Raw genomic sequence first — 20765 nt, forward strand, 5'->3', positions numbered from 1 at the left:
TGTCATAAACCACCAAAAACAAACCGCCAGGCAAATTGCGCTGGCGGTCGTGTTGTGAGCGTAAAAGCGATTATTGCGGTGCGTGCTGGAACAGGTCGTCGTACTTGCCCGCTTTGCCGCTGCCGGTAAAACCGGCCTCGATCAGCCGCTTGGTCAGCCGGTTGTATTCGCCCATGCCCCAGGCACGAATCTCGCGGTAGATTTCTCCGCTCGGCCCGTAAATGCCTACGCGCATGGGCATGGCACCACTGCCCCAGTAATCCTCTGCAGCCTTGATGACCGCATCCACGGTCGCGTCGAACCCGGGGCGCTCTTCTGAAATGTACCGGTGTTCCATATCGTTTACTTCTTCCGGCCGCCCATTGAAAAACCACCTTCGATGGTGACATTGCCTTTCACGGTCTGGCCCACATCGCCGTGAACGACCATTTTGGGGCTGGCAGGGCTGGAGCCCGACAACAGCGCCGCCAGGGCGGCCGCCCGTACAGCCGGGGAAGCGGCTTCGTATGATGCCAGTAACTGCATGGCATCAGGGGCAAACGATACGTTGCTACGTACACCGGTCAGCACGTACAGCACATCAACGCCCGCCTGCGTGATAGCGGCCAGGTAAATCGCATCCGGCGCGCGCCCATCTATTTCGTAGTTACTTTGTGCCGTGCGCTGCACACCACCCAAGGCTGCAAACTCAGCCTGGTTCATGCCCAGACGCTTGCGCTCGTTCTTGAGACGCTCACCAATTGAACTCATTCGAGTTAAACCTATTTACTTGCACTCGTTCGAATGCAATAATGTGACTGTATTTTATGTTACCCAAGAGCAATCATACATTATGACAGCCCCCAGAAAGCCGGTGACCCGCTCGACCCGAAAGCACATCGACGACCCGGAACGCGTGCGGGTGAACCTGAGTATGCCTGCAGGTGAAGACGATTTTCTCGAATACCTGAAAGATACGACCTCTCATGCCAAGGCCAAACTGGCCCGCGCCATGATGGCTTATGCCCTGCAGCGTTTACCGCTGGATAGTTCCCCTATCGTTTTACATGACGACAAGCTGACCGAGTGTGCGCACGATCTCAAAGCACTCCTCGCTGTGAATTACGACACAAACGCCTTCGCCGGAGCGTGACCAATGCAAAGCCGCATCGTTTGCCCGAGTGTCCGCCCTGCCAACCGGGACAGTGCACCGCCCGCTGGTTCGGGTCATCCGCCCTGCCCGGAATGCGATTTCCCGATCCGCACCTTCAAGCGGCTGGAAGATGAAGCAGACGGTGGCAAGCAGTTCCGGGTGAGCTGCGGCAATTGCTGCCGCTGGTTCAAGGTGATCCTGCGGATCATCCGCGACCGCTATCCGGCACCGCATCCCATGACCGTGCCGGTACGGGCCGACGCCTTCCTCGGCTGCTGGTATTGCGGCGGGGCACTCAAAACCTACAGCGGGCGCCGTGCCAGTTACCAGAGCATTGAACGCTTTGTACGCTGCGATAACCTGGCCTGCGGTCACCTCTTTGTGGCTGTTTATGAATTCATCGAAATTGAAGCCCCTGAACCTGGCCTGGTGCGCACCACCCTGCGTACCCGACCCATTCGTTACCAGCGCCGTGAGCAGTATTCGCTGACCCTGCACTAACCCGCTTACCCCTTTGACTGATTCACCCCCTTCATGCCCGCTCGCGGGCGGTGAGGGACTCTTTTTGCCCGGAGAAACGCACATGCTCGGCTTTACCAGACACCGCACCCACACCGTGATCGGCAAGCTGCTCAAGATGGAACAGTCGGCCCACAACGTCGGCATGGTCGGTTTGTTCATCACGATCAGCCCGCCCTGCCGCTTTCATGCGGTATCGCCGTGGTTTGACGGCTCGACCCCGCAGCAGGCGCACGCCTTCCTGCGTGCCTTCTGGCAAAAAGCCAGCCGCACGGTCAGCGCCGCACGCATCCAGTGGACCGGCATGAAGCTGGCCGAGCCGCACCGCGACGGCACGCCCCACTGGCATGTCATCGTCTGGACCTTCCCGGCCAGCGTGGACACCATCCGCAGCACCCTGCGCAATACCTTGCGCGATGTGTGCCCGGATGATCGCTGTCTGACCGTCACCGAGCTACAGCGCGGCGACGTGGCCATGTATGCGGCCAAGTATCTGTCCAGCACCAATACCCCGTTGCCCCTGCTGGCCTCATGGCTCACCGCCATGAAAATCTCCGTGGTCACCTTCTTCGGCATTCTTGCCGGTCGCGTGGCCTGAGCTTCATGTCCCGGATCCCGGACTCCTTTCAGGCTGCAGCGGCGCGTACCGCGCTGCTCGCGCAGGTGGCAGCGTTTGCGTCGCGGCCCGAGCGCGAGAGCAGTCTGGTGGCTACGGTGTCGCTGCCGTCACCGGTCTTGTCGCTGGCGCCGCGTTCGGACGAACTGCCGCTGCTGAAACAGGTCCGGGATCACATCCTTGAAGTACGCGCCATCGCGCATGAGATCAGTGCGGTGTACGGCGCCCGGCTGGATGAACTGGCCCGCTTCTTTGAACTGCACCCGGTGATCGATATCTCCCCCGCCGAGATTCGCGCCATCCCGAATGGCTGCGGCAAATTGTCGCATTCGACCGGGTACCGGCTATGCAAGGATCACTGCGCACTGTCGCGCATCACCCGCCACAGCCCGTTGCGTCGGCCAGAACCGGTGAGGCTGGCGGCATGATGATCGACTGCCCCGCCCCGCTGGTAATGCTGGATGACGCGCCGTCGGCGCGCATCAAGGCCACGCGCGAACGGGTGGCGCAGCGACAACTGGATGACGTGTATGCCTTGACGGCAGGTTTGCCTGACCAGCTGCGCAATCCCTTGCTGGCCAACTGGCACGGCCTGCGCCAGAAACCCGTCGCCCATGCTCTGCAGCAGGCCAACAGCTTTGTCCGTGGATACGTGGCCTCACTGCCCGTGGTCTGCGGCAACCTGCCGATTGGTCTGACCGACGATGACCTCGGCACGCTGGCCCGGCTCGCTGCCGATGACTGCGCCAGGATCATTTCGCAGGCCGAGTCCGGCGAAGCCATTCCGGTACTGTGCGGTGGTCGCTGGATCCGCCGCCCGCGCTTTGTGCTGGAAGCGTTTGCCAAGGCGCTCGACCACGGTGTGCTGCCCGAACTGGCAGCCATGAAGCCGAAGCAGTTGCAGAAGCTGTTCGGCAAGCTACAGAAGCGTCTGGCCGACGAGAAGTGGTGGCGTGGCCGGTTGAAACGCTTGGTCACCACCGCAGTGGAACAGGAGTCCGTAAAACTCGGTTCGGTGAACCGCAAACGCGATCCGTACCTGAGTGAAGGCTCGCTGTCGCGGCTGATGCTGCGCGATGCCAACAACGCCAAAGCACTGGCTCTGGCCGAAGCCACCAACGAGAACGGTGACACCTTCACCCTGGCCGACCTGAGCCGTCGCACCGTGGCGAATCCGGCCAACCGCCGCACCGAACTGATGGTGCGCATTCGCGGTACCGAGGAGGTGATGCAGGAGCTGGGCATGGCTGGTCACTTCGTGACCATCACCGCCCCCAGCAAATACCACGCGTGGTCAGACAAATACGGCCAACCGTACAGCAACCCGGCGCACGGCATGGCTGACCCGGATGCCATTGATAAGGGGCCGGAGGCGCTACCGCGTTATTACCGCAAACCCTATTCCCCGCGCGATACCCAGGACTATTTATGCCTGAAGTGGAAACAGGCGCGCGCCATCTTCAAAAAGAAAACCCACGGCATAGCCATCTATGGCGTGCGCGTGGCGGAGCCGCATCACGACGGCACCCCGCACTGGCACATGCTGGTGTGGGTGGCACCGCATCAGGCCGACAAGATGCTGGCCATCCTGCGCGGCAAGGCAATGGAAGTGGACGGCAAAGAACCCGGCGCCGACGAAGCGCGCTTCAAGGTGGAAAAGATCGACCCGCGCAAAGGCAGTGCCGTGGGCTACGTCGCCAAGTATCTGGCCAAGAACATTGACGGTGCCTTTGTCGAGGATGACTGGGAATCGGGCCTGACCGCTGCCGGTGGCGCCTTGCGCGTCACCAAGTGGGCGAGCTGCCACCGTATCCGCCAGTTCCAGATGTTCGGCCAGCCACCAGTGACCGTATGGCGCGAACTGCGCAAGGCCGATTTGCTGGCCGAAGCCAACCGTGACGAACGGGTACTGCATGACCTGCATGCCGCAGCAGACCGGGGCGACTGGGCCGCCTACACCCGGTTCTACGGCAGTTTGCTCGGTGGCTACCGGGTGGGCTTTGAACCACTGACCGAAGCCGACAAGAGCACAGGCGAGATGAAACAGCCCGCCAACAAGTACGGCGAAGAAACCTTTGTGCGCAATGCCGTGGCCCTCTTCAGCCCGGCAGGCGAAATCATCGAACGTATCCAGACGCGCCTGCATACCTGGAGCGTCAACTGGAAACGCGACACCAGCAGCAAGCGCATTCAGGAACTGGCCAGCACCGTGGTTTTTGAGGTGGCTGTTGGTGTTGATTTTGAGCGCAGCGGCGCAGCCGCGAGCACTTGGACTTGTGTGAATAACTGTAACCAGCCCGAGAGCGAGCGCCGGGCACAGCAGCAATTGCTGGCCGAACTCGAGGCCGACATGGCGCTGATCAGGGCCGAAACCGATGCCCGGATCAACTCACCCGACTTCAAAGCGGCCCTGAACCGGGTAGCGGCGAAAGAACGCATCAATTCACAGCGCGGCAAATCGCATGCCGAGGCCATTGCCGACCTCATGGCCAGCATCCCGCGCGTGGAAAACCAGAGTCCCAACGCTGCTGCACGCCTGCGTGAGCAGTTGGCGCAGCTCGAATCCATCGGGGCGGATGCCTATGACATCCGCCCGTAATCCCCAACCGCACCCACAAGCCCGCAGAGGCATGCCGGAGAATGTAATGACACGCCCCACTTTTTACGAACAGGCCATCCAGGCGGCGCATGAAGAGTATGTGACCCAGGTCGCCGAGCTGGCCAGACGACTGGCCGACTTCACCACGACCCGGACCACCATCGAACGCATTGAAGCGCTGGCCACCGACCTGAACCGCATCGCCGGAATCAGGGCCGATCTCAACCCGACCATGCCGCACCGGGTGGAAGTCACCCTCAGCAGCGAATTCCTGTTCGACGAATTGCGCGACATCACCGCAGCCAGCGGCTGGGATCGCTTTGAATCGCACCCGAGCATGGCACCGCGTGCCGGTTTTACCTGGTACATCGCCCACAGCACCCGCGAGCGTGATCTGAGCTGGGTGCTGGTGCCGCTGCAGATCACCGAAGCCGCCCCACTGTTTGCCACAGCCAGCGAGGTGACCGCATGAGCCGCGCTATCGACATGGCCAGCGACCGCGAAATGGTGGAGCGCGATCTGGCACTGGCCAACATTCGCGCCAGCGCAAAACGCATCACCCCGCTGCCCACCGGTTTGTGTCCTTGGTGCAGCGATCCAACCGCCGCGCCGGATGACGTCTTTTGCTGCACCGAGTGCGCGAAAGACTGGCAAGAACACAACGAGCGCAAACAGACCGCAGCGCGGATCAACGGAATGCTGCGGCAATGAAGCCATTAAGCGTCGACGAGGCGGCAGCATTTGTTCGCCTCCCGGTCAGCACGTTTCGCCGGATTGCCAAAGAAAACGACGTACCCCGCGCCAAGATCGGCAAGCGGGTGATTTATCTGGATATCGATCTGGTCGCAATGGTCCAGAAGTTGCAGAATGCTCCTGCGGCAGCAGGAGTGGCTAAGGAGAAGCACTCATGTCAATCAAACAACGTGGTGAGATTTGGTGGTGCGATATCGCAAAACCAGATGGAGCGCGACTTAGAAGGAGCCTTAAGACCGACGACAAGCGCGCGGCGCAGGAGCTTCACGACCGCCTGAAATCGGATATGTGGCGGGAGGCGCAGCTTGGTCAAAAACCCAAGCGCACATTCGACGAAGCAGCACTCCGGTGGCTGCGGGAAATGGAACACAAGCGCAGCATTGACGATGATCGCAGCCGGATCAAAGGCATGCGCGCTGGCCTGAAGCCGTACACGCTTGATCAGATCAATAACGAGATTGCCCGCAAGGTACTGGAAAATCTACGCCAGCGTGGTAAGCCAGCATCAGGCGCAACACGAAATCGTTACCTGGCCTTGCTGCGGTCGATCATTCGCAAGGCACACCGCGAATGGGAATGGCTGGATAACGCGCCGGCCTTCACGCTGTACAAGGAAGCAAAGCGGCGTATCCGCTGGTTAAACCCAGGTGAGGCCCAGCGGCTGCTGAAAGAGCTTCCGGATCACTGGAAGCCTATCGTTGCTTTTGCACTGGCCACTGGCCTGCGCAAAAACAATATTCTGAAACTGCGCTGGAACCAGATCGATATGACGCGCAGGGTTGCATGGGTCCACCCCGACGAAGCCAAAGCAGATCACGGCATTGGCGTTCCGTTGAACCAGACAGCGATCAATGCCATTCGTGGCTGCATGGGTCAGCACAGTGAATTTGTATTTACTTACAAAGGCGAACCCATGCGCATTGATAGCAACTCGGCATGGCGCTCGGCATTGGTACGGGCGGGCATTACCAATTTCCGCTTTCACGATCTGCGGCACACTTGGGCGTCCTGGCACGTCCAGAATGGCACCGGGCTGGCGGAATTGCAGGAAATGGGGGGCTGGGAATCAGCAGAAATGGTACGGCGGTATGCGCATCTGGCACCAGATCACATGCATAGCCACGCCAGCAAGCTGGACAGCCTACTTGGTACGACCGACGACACGTTTACGGCACAGAATGAAAAAGGGCTCATGCGTGAAAGCGCATAAGCCCTTGAATTCATTGGTGGGTTGTGAGTGGCTCGAACACTCGACCTACGGATTAAGAGTCCGCTGCTCTACCAACTGAGCTAACAACCCAACGAGGCCGCAATATTATATATGGCCTTAAAAGCTGTCAAGCACCGGGCCGCACTTTTTTACAGTTTGATGGCAGGCATGGCGGTGGTCGGGATGATGGCACCGCGGTGCTGGATGACGGTGCCAGCCAGTGTGTTGCCGGTGGCGGCAGCTTGCTCCGGGGTATGCCCGGTGAGACGTGCAGCCACGTAGCCGGCACCAAACGAATCGCCTGCAGCGGTGGTATCAACCACTTTGGCGACGCGAGTCGGCGGGATAGATTGAGGTTGCTGGTTCACAACGCGGACCACAGTGTCGTTACCGCCTTGTTTGACTACGACTTCTGGCACTGGCAGCGCCAGCGCTGCAGCCAGTGCGGTTTGTACGTCGGTGCCTGGCGGGAGCATGGCAATTTCGTCGTCCAGGGTGATCAGGGCGATATCGCAACCCTCATAGGCGCGGCGATACCATTGACGGGCCTGGTCTGCCCCTTGCCACAAGCGTGGACGATAGTTGTTGTCGAAGATGACCTTGCCGCCATTGGCCCGCACTTTGGCGGCGGCGCTCAGCAAGCGTTCGCGGCCAGCATCGGGCAGGATGGCCAGGCTGATGCCGCTGAAATACAGCACATCCAGTTGATCCAGCGTTTGTTCAAGCGGGGTCTCTGCGGCAGCAAAATACGCTTTGGCAGCACTGGTGTCGCGCCAATAGCTGAAATGGCGTTCGCCATCGGGATCAACCTGGATCATATACAAGCCAGGCACTCGGCCTGCCAGGCGTTGCACCAGACCGGTCTGGATGCCTTCCGCCTGCCATGCCTGCAGCATGGCTTCGCTGTGCGGGTCATCGCCCAAAGCGGTGACGTAATTGACTTGTACGCCGTGCGTTTGCAGAAGGCGGGACAAATATACGGCGGTGTTGAGTGTGTCGCCACCAAAGGTGCGGCGCAGCAGGCCACTCCCTTCTTCCTGCAGTTCAATCATGCATTCGCCGATCAAGGCAATGCGTTGCGGGGAACTCATCGGGTGCTTCCTTGTTTATTGGAACGACTGACCAGTATTCGTCCGGGGCAACCCGGCTGCCATGCAGCTAACCCTGTCTGTGATTTGGGTTAACCAATGCGTAATTATCCACGCGTTTGCGAAGTTGGGTGCTGCGCGAGGGCAATACTGGGCGTTTCTGACTTGCTTTTCTGTATTTTGGGGTACGCGATTTGAGAAATGCGAATGCCAGGCCAAACAGATGATCTTGCCCTCTGTTGCGCCTGGCATTTACTGCGGTGCCGTGACGTGCGTGATTATCCGGGTCGATTCAATGCATTGCCGTCCGCTCCAAACCAGATGGCTTTCCCCGGCACGGGTTGCAAGAACACAGATTCGCCGGCGAGCGGGGTAGGTAAATCAGGCGAAATTTTTACGGTGATGCGCGTGCCATCTTGCGCGGCGGTATGCAGTAGCAAAGCGTCACCCAGGTTCTCGGTGAGTTCCACATTCGCCGCCAGCCCTTGATCTGGCGTAACCAGGCGCCAATGGTCTGGCCGCACTGCGAGCGTAGCTGCCTGGCCAAAGCCTTCCGGCAAGGCGATGCCTTCGATATTCAGTTTCTGCCCGCCGGCGGTCGTCGCCAGATTGCCCTCGCGGGTTGCTTCGACATGGGTACATGGCAGGAGATTGATCTTGGGCGAGCCCAGAAACCCGGCCACGAAGGTATTGCGCGGCGTGTTGTAGAGTTCAGTGGGCGTGCCGATCTGTTCCAGATAGCCATCGTTGAACACAGCAATCCGGTCGCCCAGCGTCATGGCTTCCACCTGATCGTGGGTGACGTAAACCATGGTCGTTCCCAGCTCTTTATGCAGCCGAGCCAGTTCCATGCGCATTTGCACGCGCAAAGCGGCATCCAGGTTGGACAGCGGTTCATCAAACAAAAACACCTTGGGTTCACGCACGATGGCGCGACCGATGGCCACGCGCTGCCGTTGCCCGCCGGAAAGCGCGCCGGGTTTGCGGGCCAGCAGGCGGGTAATGTCGAGCACCTCGGCGGCACGCCGCACTGCGCGGTCTATCTCGGCGGCAGGTACTTTGGCCATCTTCAGCGCAAAGCCCATGTTTTCGGCGACGGTCATATGCGGATAGAGGGCGTAGCTCTGGAACACCATGGCAATACCGCGCTGCGCCGCTGGCAAGTTGTTGGCCAGTTGCCCTTCAATTTCCAGCGTGCCGGAGGTGATGTCTTCCAGACCGGCAATCATCCGCAACAAGGTAGATTTACCGCATCCGGATGGCCCGACAAACACTACGAATTCGCCCTGTTTTACTTCCATGTCCAGGCCTTTGATGACATGGGTGGTATCGAAGCTTTTGCGCAGATTGCGCATCACCAGGCTAGCCATAGGTTGCCTCCGTCACGGCTTGTTTGAGCCAGACCTGCATGGGACCCGCGTTGCGGTTATGCCAGGTAAAATAGGGAATGGCGACCAGCGCGACGTCGCGCGAAGACTGGCGACCGGCACCGTTTCGCTCTTGATACAAGACATTGGACCAGCGCCGCTCCGGCACCGGCAACTTGCCCACTGCGCGCAATGCAATCACGCCATCCAGCAATTCAGGCTCCCATTGCGCCTGTACGCTGCCGTTGGCCAGTTCGATATCCTGCAAGGCAATGCCGGGGTGGTCGGCGGCTTCAATGCAATACAGCAGCGGCCCGCGCATCAAGGCCACGCGTCCGGTGTTTTCCAGTACATGCGGATGGCTTTCCATGACCCGGACCGGCATCGGCAGCGACAGTCGAATCTGGTCACCAGCGCGCCAGGCACGGTTGAGCTTGATATAACTGCCTGGCGTCAGCTCTTCGCCCACCACCTTGCCGTTAATGCTCAATTGCGTTTGCGTGGTGGCCCAGCCCGGGATGCGCAGCATCAGGTCAAAGGTATGTTCGGCATCAATGGTGATTTCAATATCACCATCCCACGGGTAACGGGTTTGCTGGTGCAGGCCGATCACTTTGCCATCAAGTTCAATCTGCGCATCGCAACTGGCATACAAATGCACCCAAACAGCCGCGGCGCTGGTGCTGTAAACCGACCCGCTGAGCGCCGCGACAGTACGCGCCACATTGGGCGGGCAGCAGGCGCATTCATACCAGGCCTGGCGTTTGTGATTGCCGTCGTTAGCGAGCGGATTCACGTAAAAGTAGCGCTTTCCGTCCAGCGACCAGCCTGGCAGCATGGCGTTATACAGCGTGTGTTCCAGCAGATCGGCATAGCGGGCATCGGCAGTGGCGGCCAGCATGCGCTGGTTCCACATCATGCTGCCGATGGCCGCGCAGGTTTCGGTATAAGCCTGCGCATTGGGCAGTTCGTAATCCGCGCCAAGTGCTTCGCCATGGTGACGCGAGCCCAAACCGCCGGAGATATAAATCTGGTGGCCCTGCATGTGTGACCACATGGTTTCCAGGGTATTGAGCAAAGAGCGGTCGCCGGTTTCCAGAAACACGTCGGCGGCACCGGTGTTGTAATACAAAGCCCGCACCGCATGACCGGCCATGGCACTTTGTTTACGCAATGGCGCATGATCCTGAAAGTATTCCAGGCCGAACCAGCCACCGGTCAAATGCCCATAACCACGCGCATCGATAAAGTGTTCGGCCAGACGCAAATATTTGATGCTGCCGGTCTCGCGATAAAGCTCGACCAGTGCCAGCTCGATCTCTTCGTGGCCATCAATCCCCGGGTTCTTGCCCTCGATCACCGTACCGAACACCTCGCAGATCAGGTCCGCAAAGCGGACAGCCACATCAAGCAGCCGCCGGTTTTTTTGGGTGCGATGATGCGCGACCGCCGCTTGCAGCAAGTGGCCCGCGCAATAGAGTTCATGGTTATCGCGCAGATTGCTCCAGCGTTCGTGCGCCCGTTCCACCGCGTAATACGTGTTGAGATAGCCATCGTCGCACTGCGCGGCTTCAATCAGGCCCAGCGCTGTATCGAGTTTTTCCTGCAGCTGCGCGTCGGCACGTAACGCCAGCGCCCAACTGGTGGCTTCGATCCATTTGTAAACGTCCGAGTCGTTAAATACCTTGCCCCGGAACGGCCCCAGTTGCGGGTTGCGGATGCGGCGGAAGTTATCAAAATTGCCCCACTCTTCCATTTGCTGGTACTGCGACAGCAAGGAAACGCGGGTATTGCGCTCTTGCCGCGGCCCCCAGAATTCGCCTCCGAGCGTTACCGCCAGCGGCGATACCGGCGTGATGCGCGCATGCGGGCTTTTCGACAAGTCCACCACCCGCGGCTGGTCGCTCTGTTTCTCGGTCATCATCATGTTTTTCCTGGATTGAGAGTGGGTTAGGCCTTGACCGCACCGGCGATCAAACCGTTGATATAAAAACGTTGCAGCAAAAGAAACAGCGCGGCGCAGGGCAAAATGCTGATGGTGATACCAGCCTGCATCACTCCCCAGTTCACGCCGCCCATAAACTGGGATTGCGCACTTTGCAGCAGCACTGGCAGGGTGAATTTGTCGGCGTCCGAGATCAGCACCAACGCGACCAGCAACTCATTCCAGGCAGTAAAGAAGGCAAATAGCGCCACCGTGACGATGCCAGGCTTCACGATTGGCAACATCACTCGCCACAACGAACTGAGCACATTGCAGCCATCCAGCGTGGCGGCTTCTTCGAGTTCACGTGGCACGCAGTCAAATGAGTTGCGCATCATGAAAATGGAAAACGGCAGCTGGAAGGTGATGTACACCAGCGCCAGCCCGCCCAGCGTGTTATGCAGATGCAGAAAATTAAGCAGGATGAATAGCGGCGTGAGGATGGATTGAAACGGGATCATCATGGTGGCCAGCACCAGCATGAAAATCAGCTTCTTGTACGGGAAGCGAAAGCGCGAAAAGCCGTAGCCGCCCAGTACCGACAGCACTACAACGCCCGCTACCGTCATTAGGGCCACGCAGGTGCTGTTCCACAGATAGCGCCACAAACCCGCGCCAAAATGCAGCAGTTCTTCGTAGTTCTGCAGCGACATCCGGCTGGGCCAGAACGTGGGTGGCGAGGCCGAAGCTTCTGCCGCTGGCTTGAATGACGTCACAATCGACCAGAACACCGGGAATAAAAACAGCAGCATCACCAGGAAGGCAAAGGCCAGCACCAGGCCACTACGCCAGCGCAATGCGCGCGGCACCACGACCGCTACATCGTCATCCGGCATGACTGCGTGTTCCATGGTCGGGAGCGTGAGGGAAGGTTGGTTCATGATCGGTCTCTCAGGCGTTGTCGTCACTGCGCAGCAAATACAGCTGCACAAAACTCATTACGATCAGGATCAGCAGCAACACCACCGACATGGCCGAGGCATAGCCCACTTTGGAATAGGTAAACGCGGCGCGGTAGATCCAGTACACCACCGAGATGGTGCTGTTCTGTGGCCCGCCATGGGTCATGATGTAGAACTGGTCGAACGCCAGATAGGAGCCAATCACCGACACCGTCAGCGCCAGCGCAAAGGTCTGCCGCATTAACGGCAGCGTGATGTAGCGCAACTGATTCCAGCGATTGGCGCCATCAATGCGCGCGGCTTCGTAGAGGTCTTCCGGGATGGCCTGCATGCCGACCAGCAGCAGCACCATGGTGAAGCCGGTCATCTTCCAGGTAACCATGGCGACGATGGAAAACAGCGCACCGTTGGCGGTATCGAACCATTCCAGTGGCTCATCCAGCAGCCCCGCTTTCATCAGAATGGCGCTGAAAACGCCCACCTGATCGTTGTACAGCCACACCCACAACAGGCTGGCTGCACTCATGCCAATCACCACCGGCAGAAAGTACGCAGTGCGAAACAATCCTGACCAGCGCCCCGGGCGTTGCACCACCAGCGCCAGAATGAAGGCAGCGAAAAACAACGCGGGCGTCACCAGCAGCGTGTATTTGGTGGTGAACAGCAGGCTCTGCCAGAACGATTCGTCGTGCGCCAATTGCACGTAGTTATCCAGGCCATTGAAACTGCGTGCGCCAAACAACGGCCAGTCATGCAGCGACATCCACAAGGTCATGCCCAGCGGAATGAAAAAGTAGGTGGCGATCATCAACAGGCACGGCGCCACGAACAAATAACCGGCCCATGCATTGCGCGTGGTCATACTGGCTTGAGCAGCCATGGCAATCCCCCGAGGGAAAGCCGCTCCGCGTGGCAGCGCAGTGCGGCGTTAGGAGCAGTTACTTGCCAGCCAGAATTTCGGCAAAGCGCGTTTGTGCTTTCTTGATGGCGCCATCCACATCACCGCCATACACGGCTTCCTGCACCATCGTCGCCCACGGGCCGTTGTTGTCGTTGATCAGCTGATTGAACTTGTCGCTATAGGGAGCCTGACCCTGACTAAACGCATCGAACGCCACTTGCAAACGCGGGTCGCCGTTGACGTAGGCTTTGCCCAGGTCAGAACGCACCGGAATGCTGCCGTTTTTGGCGAAGTATTCCACCTGCACTGGCTCGGTCAGACACCAGCTAATGAACTCAAATGCAGTGCCAGGGTGTTTCGAGCCCTTGGGGATACCAATCGAATCGCCACCGGCAAAGCTGGCGGTGCCGCCTTTTTCACCGGGGAATGGCGTCACACCAAAGTCGATTTCCGGATGTTCACGTTTGAGCAGGCCAATGGCAAAGGCACCGGTGCCCACCATGCCGACCTTGCCGGTGAGGAAGGTGTTGATAAAGTTCTGGCCCGCATCTGTTTTAGAGCCAGCCGAGATTTGCCCGGTACTCCACATGCGATGGTAAAAATTAAGCGCGTTTTTGACTTCGGGTTTGTCCAGCGTCGGTGTTTTGCCATCGGCACTCAAAATGTCGCCGCCCGATGCCCAGATGTACGGCGTGAAGGTGAAAATCTGGCAGCCGCCACAAGCACCCGAGAAATAGAACCCTTTTACGCCGCCACCCAAAGCGGTGATTTTTTTGGCGTCTGCTTCAATCCCGGCCCAGTCTTTGGGCGGATTGTTGGGGTCCAGCCCGGCCTTCTTGAAAAGCCCCTTGTTGTAAACCAGCAAGGAGCCTTCCGCGCTGAATGGCAGGGCATATTGACGCCCGCCGGAATTGGCCAGCCGCATATGCGCTTTGGACAGCGTTCCGGCAAATGGCAGTGCTTTGGCTTTGTCAGTGATATCGGTCAGTTGCCCGGCTTTGGCCAGTTGCGGCACGTAGATCAAATCCACCGCCAGGATATCCGGCACGTTGCCTGAGGCGGCGGCAGTGCCAAACTTGGTCATGAAATCATCGTTGGGAACGATGGTGAGGCTGATCTGGTCTTTGTGGCTGGCGTTCCAGGCCTTGACCAGAGGCGTGGCGACTGACGAATCCTGCATGCGGACCCAGAACGTCGCGTTGTTTGCATCATCTGCAACGGCGCAGGCCGACGCAGCAAATATCAGGCTCGCGCCCAAAAGCAGAGTTGCCCTTCCAGAGGTATTCATTTTTTGGCTCCGTGATCAGGGGATGGCAGATTGGCCATCGGCATTGCCAGCACATTGAATGGACCTGCACCTGTGTACTGGACGTTATGTAGTGCTGGCCGCAATACTACAGACCGCCAATGCGGCGACAAGCAATCAAACCACACAAAACAGGACTATTCCGACATCGATACCGGTACGCTTAGTCGGAACTGTTTAGGCTGGATAGCCAGATATGGATAATTCAGACACTTATAAGGACACATCGCATGCTGCGGTTTGATCCCTCTTTGCCACTACATGCGCAGAATGGCGGCTTGTTCGTCTCCACCTGCGCGACGTGGACGCACCCGGAACGCATCCTCAATTCTTATGAGCTGGTTTTCGTCAAAGAGGGCGTGCTGTATCTGAGCGAGGAAGGAAACGACTTCGAGGTTCGCGCCGGTGAAGCGCTGTTACTGTGGCCAGGCCGTCATCATCGAGGCACGCGACCCAGCTCGCGTGATCTCAAGTTCTACTGGGCACACTTTACCCACGATGCGCTCGCGGTCATGTCGCAAGAAGGCCAGTTACAAGCGCGCCAGCACGCCGCCGTGGCGCGGCCGGATCATGTCACCGCTTTATTCCGGCGCCTGCTGGACGACCAGGAGTTATTCGGCGCGCGTTCGGCCACGTTGAGCCTACTGATGATGCTGATATTGTGCGAGCTGGCGCGCTCCAGTCAGTCCGCCCGAACCGAAGAAGGCGCGGCATCGGTGCTGGCGGGCAAAGCCGACGTGGTTATACAAACCAAGTTTCAGGACGCGATTTCGTCATCCAGTATTGCTGCCGAACTGCGTTGCAATCCCGATTATCTGGGCCGGGTATTTCGCGCCGAATATGGCAAGACGCTGACCGATGCCATTAACGAACGCCGCACACGTCACGCCGCCGCGTTGCTGGCCGAAACCCGCAGCGGCATCGACGAGATTGCGCGCCAGTGCGGATTTGCCGACACCGTGTATTTCCGGCGGATATTCAAACGCAACCAGGGCATGACGCCGGGTGCGTTTCGCTCTTTGCATACCCGTACGCATATCAACCATGGCTAAGACCACTACGGTTGCCGTGAAGTAACGTGCCGGTACGCATGACAAGCTGTACGGAACACATCTCGCCATGGCTTGTCTGACCGGCCTGGCGCTGGCATACGCTCAAGAAAAATTCGGGTGTGTCATCCAATCAACCGATAATGGCGAGCTGGCTGGTTGCCCGGATAAGGGTCGACTGAGTTTGCCCCGCAGCCTGAGCAATGAACAAGGAGAAAAAAATGAAGTACCTACACACGATGGTTCGCGTCACCGACGTGGAAGAATCCATGCGTTTTTATCGCGACGCGCTAGGTCTGGAAGAAGTCTCGCGCAAAGAAAGCGAGCGCGGCCGCTTTACCTTGATCTACCTGGCAGCGCCTGGCGATACCGACGCGCAAGTCGAACTCACGTTTAATTGGGACCCGGAGGTTTACACCGGCGGGCGCAATTTTGGGCATCTGGCCTATGAGGTCGAAGACATCTACGCCGCTTGTGCCCGGCTGGAAGCACACGGCGCAACAGTTTTGCGCCCTCCGCGTGATGGCCACATGGCTTTCGTACGTTCGCCAGATGGTATTTCTATCGAACTGCTGCAAGCCGGCGCTGCACTACCCGCTGCAGAACCATGGGCTTCCCGCGCTAACGTGGGCACCTGGTAACAGGCACAGTTTTGGCCTGGTCCGTTTTGTCCTTGTCCTATGCAGGGCAGGACAAAACCGGCTTGGCCGCTGGCATTAAGCGGGGAAAACCCGAAACATGCTGCACTGCATGGCCGCCTGGCTATAACCATGTAGCTATCTAGGCAATACCGTCTAAATCAATATTGTGCTCGCCTTTGTTTACCCGTTCGCCGCACCGCGTGCTGCCGGGTCACCGGACACTTAAAAAAACGCTCATGCCACCGTCTGTTCGGTGACACTTACCATCTCTTCAGGACAGCCATCCCGCTCATGACTATCCACCGCTTTGCCGCTTTACTTACCTTTTTGCTCCCTGCCGCCGCCTTTGCCGCTAGCCCCGACGGCGCCAATTTGTCATTGGCGTGGACGATTCCGTTTGCCGGCATGCTGTTGTCCATTGCTGTTTTTCCGTTGCTGGCTCCGCATTTCTGGCATGACCACTTTGGCAAGATCGCCGCCTTCTGGATTGCGGTTTTTCTCGTGCCATTTGCCATGGCTTTCGGTCCGGATGCGGCGCTGCATAGCGTGGTGCATGCGCTGGTAGGCGAGTACATCCCGTTCATCTTGCTGCTGTTTGCGCTCTACACGATTTCCGGCGGCATTCTGGTTTGGGGCACGCTGCGCGGTTCGGCCGGTCTGAACACCGGTCTGCTGGCTTTGGGCACGGCGCTGGCCTCGATCATGGGCACCACCGGTGCGGCCATGCTGTTGATCCGGCCCATCCTCAAAGCCAACGCACACCGTCAGCACAACGTACATGTGGTGGTGTTCTTTATTTTTCTGGTAGCCAATATCGGTGGCGGCTTGACCCCGCTGGGCGATCCACCGCTGTTCCTCGGTTTCTTGCAGGGCGTGAGCTTCATGTGGACGGTGAAACACATGTTCCCGTCCGTGTTGTTCTGCTCGGCTGTGTTGCTGGCTGTGTTCTACGTGCTGGACCGGCGCTTCTGGCAGCGTGATCCCGCACCCGTGGCCACCGAAAAGCCGCAACCGATCAAGCTCTACGGCTTGTGGAACATGGCATTGATTGGCGGCGTGGTTGCCGCAGTGTTGATGTCCGGCGTGTGGAATAGCGGCGTGCAGTTTGACGTGTATGGCACGCCGGTTGATCTGCAAAGCGTGGTGCGCGATGTCTTGCTGCTGGTCTTTGCGCTGATCTCGTTGTGGTTAACGCCCAAGCAAATCCGCGCTGGCAACGAGTTCAACTGGTTTCCGATTCTGGAAGTCGCCAAATTGTTTCTGGCGATCTTCATTACCATCGCGCCCGCCATTGCCATCCTGCGCGCGGGTGAAGCGGGACATCTGGCGGCGCTGGTCAAGGTGGTCAGCAACAGCAACGGCGAGCCCATTGATGGCATGTATTTCTGGATGACCGGCCTGCTGTCGAGCTTTCTGGATAACGCCCCGACCTACCTGGTGTTTTTCAACCTGGCCCACGGCGATGCGGCGCACATGATGGGGCCAATGGCATCCACGCTACTTGCGATTTCCATGGGTGCCGTGTTCATGGGCGCCAACACCTATATTGGTAACGCGCCCAATTTCATGGTCAAGGCGATTGCCGAGCAAGGCAAGGTCAAGATGCCGGGGTTCTTCGGTTACATGCTCTGGTCCGGTGCCATTCTGATGCCGCTATACCTGCTGGTGACACTGATTTTCTTTCATTTCTGATGACGATTTTCGCCTGTCAAAAAGGACCGCTGCTGCGGTCTTTTTTTATTTGGTCAGCCAGCTGAAATCACGCCGTCCTACCGTGCATATTTTTAAATATATGCCATGATAATTTGCACAGTGCTTTCTTTTTGCCGCGATGGAACTGGTAAAGACCATGAGCTGTCTTTCTTCATCTTCGGTTAGAGATTTCTCGGTGGTTACTCGGTAATTTTGTCACAGCAAGCAGAAACGCAACTCTTCGTGTTGATCTGCATCAGATGACTCTTATGTAAACGGCATAGACTGACTTCAACCCGGCACCTTTGTCTTGTCAGCAGGGCAAAGGTCATCACTGTCAAAAAAGTTTTTGCAATCACAACCAGGAAACGAGGTGAACCGTGGCTCAAAAAGCTCTCCCTAAGGACCTCATCGACAAGATGCACGCGTACTGGCGTGCCGCCAACTATCTCTCAGTTGGTCAGATCTACCTGCTCGACAATCCCCTTCTGAAAAAGCCTCTCAAGCGCGAACACGTCAAGCCGCGCCTGCTGGGTCACTGGGGGACCACGCCGGGTCTGAACTTTGTGTACGTGCATTTGAATCGAGTGATCAAAGAACGCAATTTGTCGGTGGCTTATATTGCCGGCCCTGGCCACGGTGGCCCTGGTCTGGTTGCCAACACCTGGCTGGAAGGCACTTACGGTGAGATCTATCCGAGCATCGGCCAGACCACTGATGGTATCCAGCGTCTGTTCAAGCAGTTCTCTTTCCCTGGCGGCATTCCTTCGCACGTGGCACCGGAAACACCGGGCTCGATGCACGAAGGTGGTGAGCTGGGTTATTCGGTTTCCCACGCTTTTGGCGCTGCGTTTGATAACCCGGATCTGCTGGTCGCCTGCGTTGTCGGCGACGGCGAAGCAGAAACCGGCCCGCTGGCCACCAGCTGGCACTCCAACAAGTATCTGCACCCGATCAATGACGGCCTGGTGCTGCCAATTCTGCATCTGAACGGTTACAAGATCGCCAATCCGACCTTGCTGGCCCGTATCCCCAAAGAAGAACTGCAAAAACTGTTCGAAGGTTATGGCTACAAGCCGCACTTTGTTGAAGTGGGTAAAGATGTCCATGACTACACCGACATGCACCAGCGTTTTGCCGCCACCATGGACACCGTGCTGGACGAATTCAAGGCGATCCGCGAGAAAGCCCTGAAAGAACAAAAAGCCGGTAAAGAACTGACTCGTCCGCAATGGCCGATGATCGTTCTGCGCAGCCCTAAAGGCTGGACTGGCCCGGTGGAAATCGACGGCAAGAAGGTTGAGGATTACTGGCGCAGCCACCAGGTGCCGTTCTCCGACATGACGCCAGAGCACGTCAAGAATCTGGAAGACTGGCTCAAGAGCTACAAACCAAAAGAACTGTTCACCGATGACGGCGCCCTCAAGCCAGAACTGCGTGAACTGGCGCCGAAGGGCGACCTGCGCATGGGTGCCAACAAACATGTGCATGGTCTGGTTTCGCAAGACCTGAAAATGCCGGACTTCCGCAAATATGCGGTTGAAGTCAAAAAGCCGGGCACCGTCAACGCCGAAGCCACGCGCGTTATGGGCAAGTTCCTGCGCGACGTGATGAAAGAAAATCTGGACGCCAAGAACTTCCGTATCTTTGGCCCGGACGAAACGGCATCCAACCGCTGGCAAGACGTGTATGACGTGACCGGCAAAGACTGGATGGCCGAGCACAAGCCAGAAGACGCCAACAACGACTATCTGGCACAAGATGGCCGCGTGATGGAAATCCTGTCTGAGCACACCTGCCAAGGCTGGCTCGAAGGCTATCTATTGACTGGTCGTCACGGCTTCTTTAGTTGCTATGAAGCGTTCATTCACGTGATCGACTCCATGTTCAACCAGCACGCCAAGTGGCTCAAAACCACACGTGACATCCATTGGCGCAAACAGATTCCGTCGCTGAACTACCTGCTGACCAGCCACGTCTGGCGTCAGGATCACAACGGCTTCTCACACCAGGACCCAGGCTTCCTTGACCACGTAGTCAACAAGAAGTCCGAAGTCATCCGCGTATATCTGCCTGCTGATGCCAACACCTTGTTGTCGGTAACCGACCACTGCCTGCGCTCACGTCATTATGTGAACGTGGTGGTTGCGGGTAAGCAGCCAGCGCTGCAATACCTGACCATGGATCAGGCCATCAAGCATTGCACCAAGGGCGTGGGCATTTGGGACTGGGCATCCAACGATCAAGGCACCGAGCCCGACGTCGTGGTGGCTTGCGCCGGTGACGTGCCGACGATGGAAGCTCTAGCCGCAACGGACTTGCTGCGCCAGCACTTCCCGGACCTGAAAATCCGCTTTGTGAACGTGGTCGACTTGATGACGCTGCAACCCAAGGTCGAGCATCCGCACGGTCTGGACGATCATGAGTTTGATTCGGTCTTCACCACCGACAAACCCATTGTGTTTGCTTTCCATGGCTACCCTTGGCTGATTCACCGCATCTGCTATCGCCGCAACGGTCACGACAATCTGCACGTACGTGGCTATGTGGAAAACGGCACCACCTCCACACCGTTCGATATGGTGGTGATGAACCAGGTTGACCGTTACTCGCTGGCGATTGATGTGATCGACCGCGTTCCAGCTCTGGCAGTGAAGGGTGCGCACGTTCGGCAGAAGTTCGAAGACAAGCTCGTTGAACACAAGCACTACATCAACGAGTACGGCGACGACATGCCGGAAGTACGTGACTGGAAGTGGCCTTACTAAGCCATCAGATAGCAAGCGGTTGTTGAACAGAACGGCCCGCAAATGCGGGCCGTTTTTTATGGAACGGTTATATCCATCCAGTCATCCTCATGGTCTGCGACTGGCTGGCGCGGCCACGTTGAAATGGGGCAGGCCCCGTTGTCCAACGCTACTCCCATGGAAAACCATTATTGCGGCGCGGCAAATTCCGAAAGACCATTTGCGCTTGCTCGCATACAATCACCTCGAAGCAACCTAG

At 58.1% G+C, this 20765-nt stretch carries 21 protein-coding genes and 1 tRNA gene; 13 read left to right on the plus strand and 9 right to left on the minus strand.

What is annotated here, in order from left to right; translation table 11 throughout:
• Positions 1-70 precede the first annotated feature (70 nt).
• Positions 71-337: a hypothetical protein gene (locus tag P4L78_RS19835; RefSeq protein ID WP_309330183.1), complete on the minus strand. Its 267-nt coding sequence runs from the start codon at positions 335-337 to the stop codon at positions 71-73.
• Positions 338-342: 5 nt separating this feature from the next.
• A complete protein-coding gene (locus tag P4L78_RS19840) occupies positions 343-750 on the minus strand; it encodes a helix-turn-helix domain-containing protein (protein ID WP_309330185.1) in 408 nt (135 codons plus the stop codon).
• 82 nt (positions 751-832) lie between these two features.
• On the opposite strand from P4L78_RS19840, the gene P4L78_RS19845 reads away from it, so the two are divergent.
• The 9 genes from P4L78_RS19845 (at position 833) to P4L78_RS19885 (ending at position 6829) form a co-directional block, all read left to right on the plus strand.
• Positions 833-1132: a hypothetical protein gene (locus tag P4L78_RS19845; protein ID WP_309330187.1), complete on the plus strand. Its 300-nt coding sequence runs from the start codon at positions 833-835 to the stop codon at positions 1130-1132.
• A 3-nt stretch (positions 1133-1135) separates the two neighbouring features.
• A complete protein-coding gene (locus P4L78_RS19850) occupies positions 1136-1633 on the plus strand; it encodes a hypothetical protein (protein WP_309330189.1) in 498 nt (165 codons plus the stop codon).
• An 82-nt stretch (positions 1634-1715) separates the two neighbouring features.
• Positions 1716-2249, plus strand: coding sequence for a replication endonuclease (locus P4L78_RS19855; RefSeq protein WP_309330191.1), 534 nt, complete (start codon positions 1716-1718; stop codon positions 2247-2249).
• 5 nt (positions 2250-2254) lie between these two features.
• The gene (locus P4L78_RS19860) at positions 2255-2695 is read left to right on the plus strand and encodes a hypothetical protein (RefSeq protein WP_309330193.1); all 441 of its coding nucleotides are present in this window, start codon (positions 2255-2257) and stop codon (positions 2693-2695) included.
• The gene (locus P4L78_RS19865; protein ID WP_309330195.1) at positions 2614-4866 is read left to right on the plus strand and encodes a replication endonuclease; all 2253 of its coding nucleotides are present in this window, start codon (positions 2614-2616) and stop codon (positions 4864-4866) included. Before P4L78_RS19860 ends, P4L78_RS19865 begins: the two co-directional genes overlap by 82 nt.
• A gap of 46 nt (positions 4867-4912) precedes the next feature.
• On the plus strand, positions 4913-5338 hold the full coding sequence (locus tag P4L78_RS19870) for a hypothetical protein (protein ID WP_309330197.1): 426 nt from the start codon (positions 4913-4915) through the stop codon (positions 5336-5338).
• On the plus strand, positions 5335-5577 hold the full coding sequence (locus tag P4L78_RS19875) for a hypothetical protein (RefSeq protein WP_309330200.1): 243 nt from the start codon (positions 5335-5337) through the stop codon (positions 5575-5577). Before P4L78_RS19870 ends, P4L78_RS19875 begins: the two co-directional genes overlap by 4 nt.
• Positions 5574-5897, plus strand: a complete 324-nt coding sequence (locus P4L78_RS19880; protein WP_309330202.1) for a helix-turn-helix domain-containing protein — start codon at positions 5574-5576, stop codon at positions 5895-5897. Before P4L78_RS19875 ends, P4L78_RS19880 begins: the two co-directional genes overlap by 4 nt.
• Positions 5898-5980: 83 nt before the next feature.
• Positions 5981-6829: a site-specific integrase gene (locus P4L78_RS19885; protein ID WP_309330204.1), complete on the plus strand. Its 849-nt coding sequence runs from the start codon at positions 5981-5983 to the stop codon at positions 6827-6829.
• A gap of 14 nt (positions 6830-6843) precedes the next feature.
• On the opposite strand, the gene P4L78_RS19890 is transcribed toward P4L78_RS19885, so the two are convergent.
• The 7 genes from P4L78_RS19890 to P4L78_RS19920 all read right to left on the minus strand — a co-directional run bounded on the left by P4L78_RS19890 (position 6844) and on the right by P4L78_RS19920 (position 14359).
• A tRNA-Lys gene (locus P4L78_RS19890) sits at positions 6844-6919 on the minus strand.
• 59 nt (positions 6920-6978) lie between these two features.
• Positions 6979-7920, minus strand: a complete 942-nt coding sequence (locus tag P4L78_RS19895) for a sugar kinase (protein WP_309330206.1) — start codon at positions 7918-7920, stop codon at positions 6979-6981.
• Between the two features lie 275 nt (positions 7921-8195).
• Positions 8196-9287 (minus strand): sn-glycerol-3-phosphate ABC transporter ATP-binding protein UgpC, encoded by a 1092-nt coding sequence (locus P4L78_RS19900; RefSeq protein WP_309330208.1) that lies wholly within the window; start codon positions 9285-9287, stop codon positions 8196-8198.
• Positions 9280-11211, minus strand: coding sequence for a beta-L-arabinofuranosidase domain-containing protein (locus P4L78_RS19905; protein WP_309330210.1), 1932 nt, complete (start codon positions 11209-11211; stop codon positions 9280-9282). The genes P4L78_RS19900 and P4L78_RS19905 overlap by 8 nt, the downstream gene beginning before the upstream one ends.
• A gap of 23 nt (positions 11212-11234) precedes the next feature.
• On the minus strand, positions 11235-12149 hold the full coding sequence (locus tag P4L78_RS19910; protein WP_309330213.1) for a carbohydrate ABC transporter permease: 915 nt from the start codon (positions 12147-12149) through the stop codon (positions 11235-11237).
• A gap of 10 nt (positions 12150-12159) precedes the next feature.
• Positions 12160-13050 (minus strand): sugar ABC transporter permease, encoded by an 891-nt coding sequence (locus tag P4L78_RS19915; RefSeq protein ID WP_309330215.1) that lies wholly within the window; start codon positions 13048-13050, stop codon positions 12160-12162.
• 58 nt (positions 13051-13108) lie between these two features.
• Complete coding sequence (locus tag P4L78_RS19920) at positions 13109-14359, minus strand: sugar ABC transporter substrate-binding protein (RefSeq protein WP_309330217.1); 1251 nt, start codon at positions 14357-14359, stop codon at positions 13109-13111.
• A gap of 248 nt (positions 14360-14607) precedes the next feature.
• Between P4L78_RS19920 and P4L78_RS19925 the strand changes: the two genes are divergently transcribed.
• From P4L78_RS19925 to P4L78_RS19940, 4 genes are all read left to right on the plus strand, one after another.
• A complete protein-coding gene (locus P4L78_RS19925; protein WP_283151252.1) occupies positions 14608-15429 on the plus strand; it encodes an AraC family transcriptional regulator in 822 nt (273 codons plus the stop codon).
• Positions 15430-15647: 218 nt separating this feature from the next.
• Positions 15648-16067, plus strand: a complete 420-nt coding sequence (locus P4L78_RS19930; protein WP_309330219.1) for a VOC family protein — start codon at positions 15648-15650, stop codon at positions 16065-16067.
• A gap of 291 nt (positions 16068-16358) precedes the next feature.
• The gene (locus P4L78_RS19935; RefSeq protein ID WP_309330221.1) at positions 16359-17759 is read left to right on the plus strand and encodes a sodium:proton antiporter; all 1401 of its coding nucleotides are present in this window, start codon (positions 16359-16361) and stop codon (positions 17757-17759) included.
• A gap of 380 nt (positions 17760-18139) precedes the next feature.
• On the plus strand, positions 18140-20527 hold the full coding sequence (locus P4L78_RS19940) for a phosphoketolase family protein (protein WP_309330223.1): 2388 nt from the start codon (positions 18140-18142) through the stop codon (positions 20525-20527).
• Positions 20528-20765 lie beyond the last annotated feature (238 nt).

This window comes from Silvimonas sp. (assembly GCF_031291215.1).
GTDB lineage: Bacteria > Pseudomonadota > Gammaproteobacteria > Burkholderiales > Chitinibacteraceae > Silvimonas > Silvimonas soli.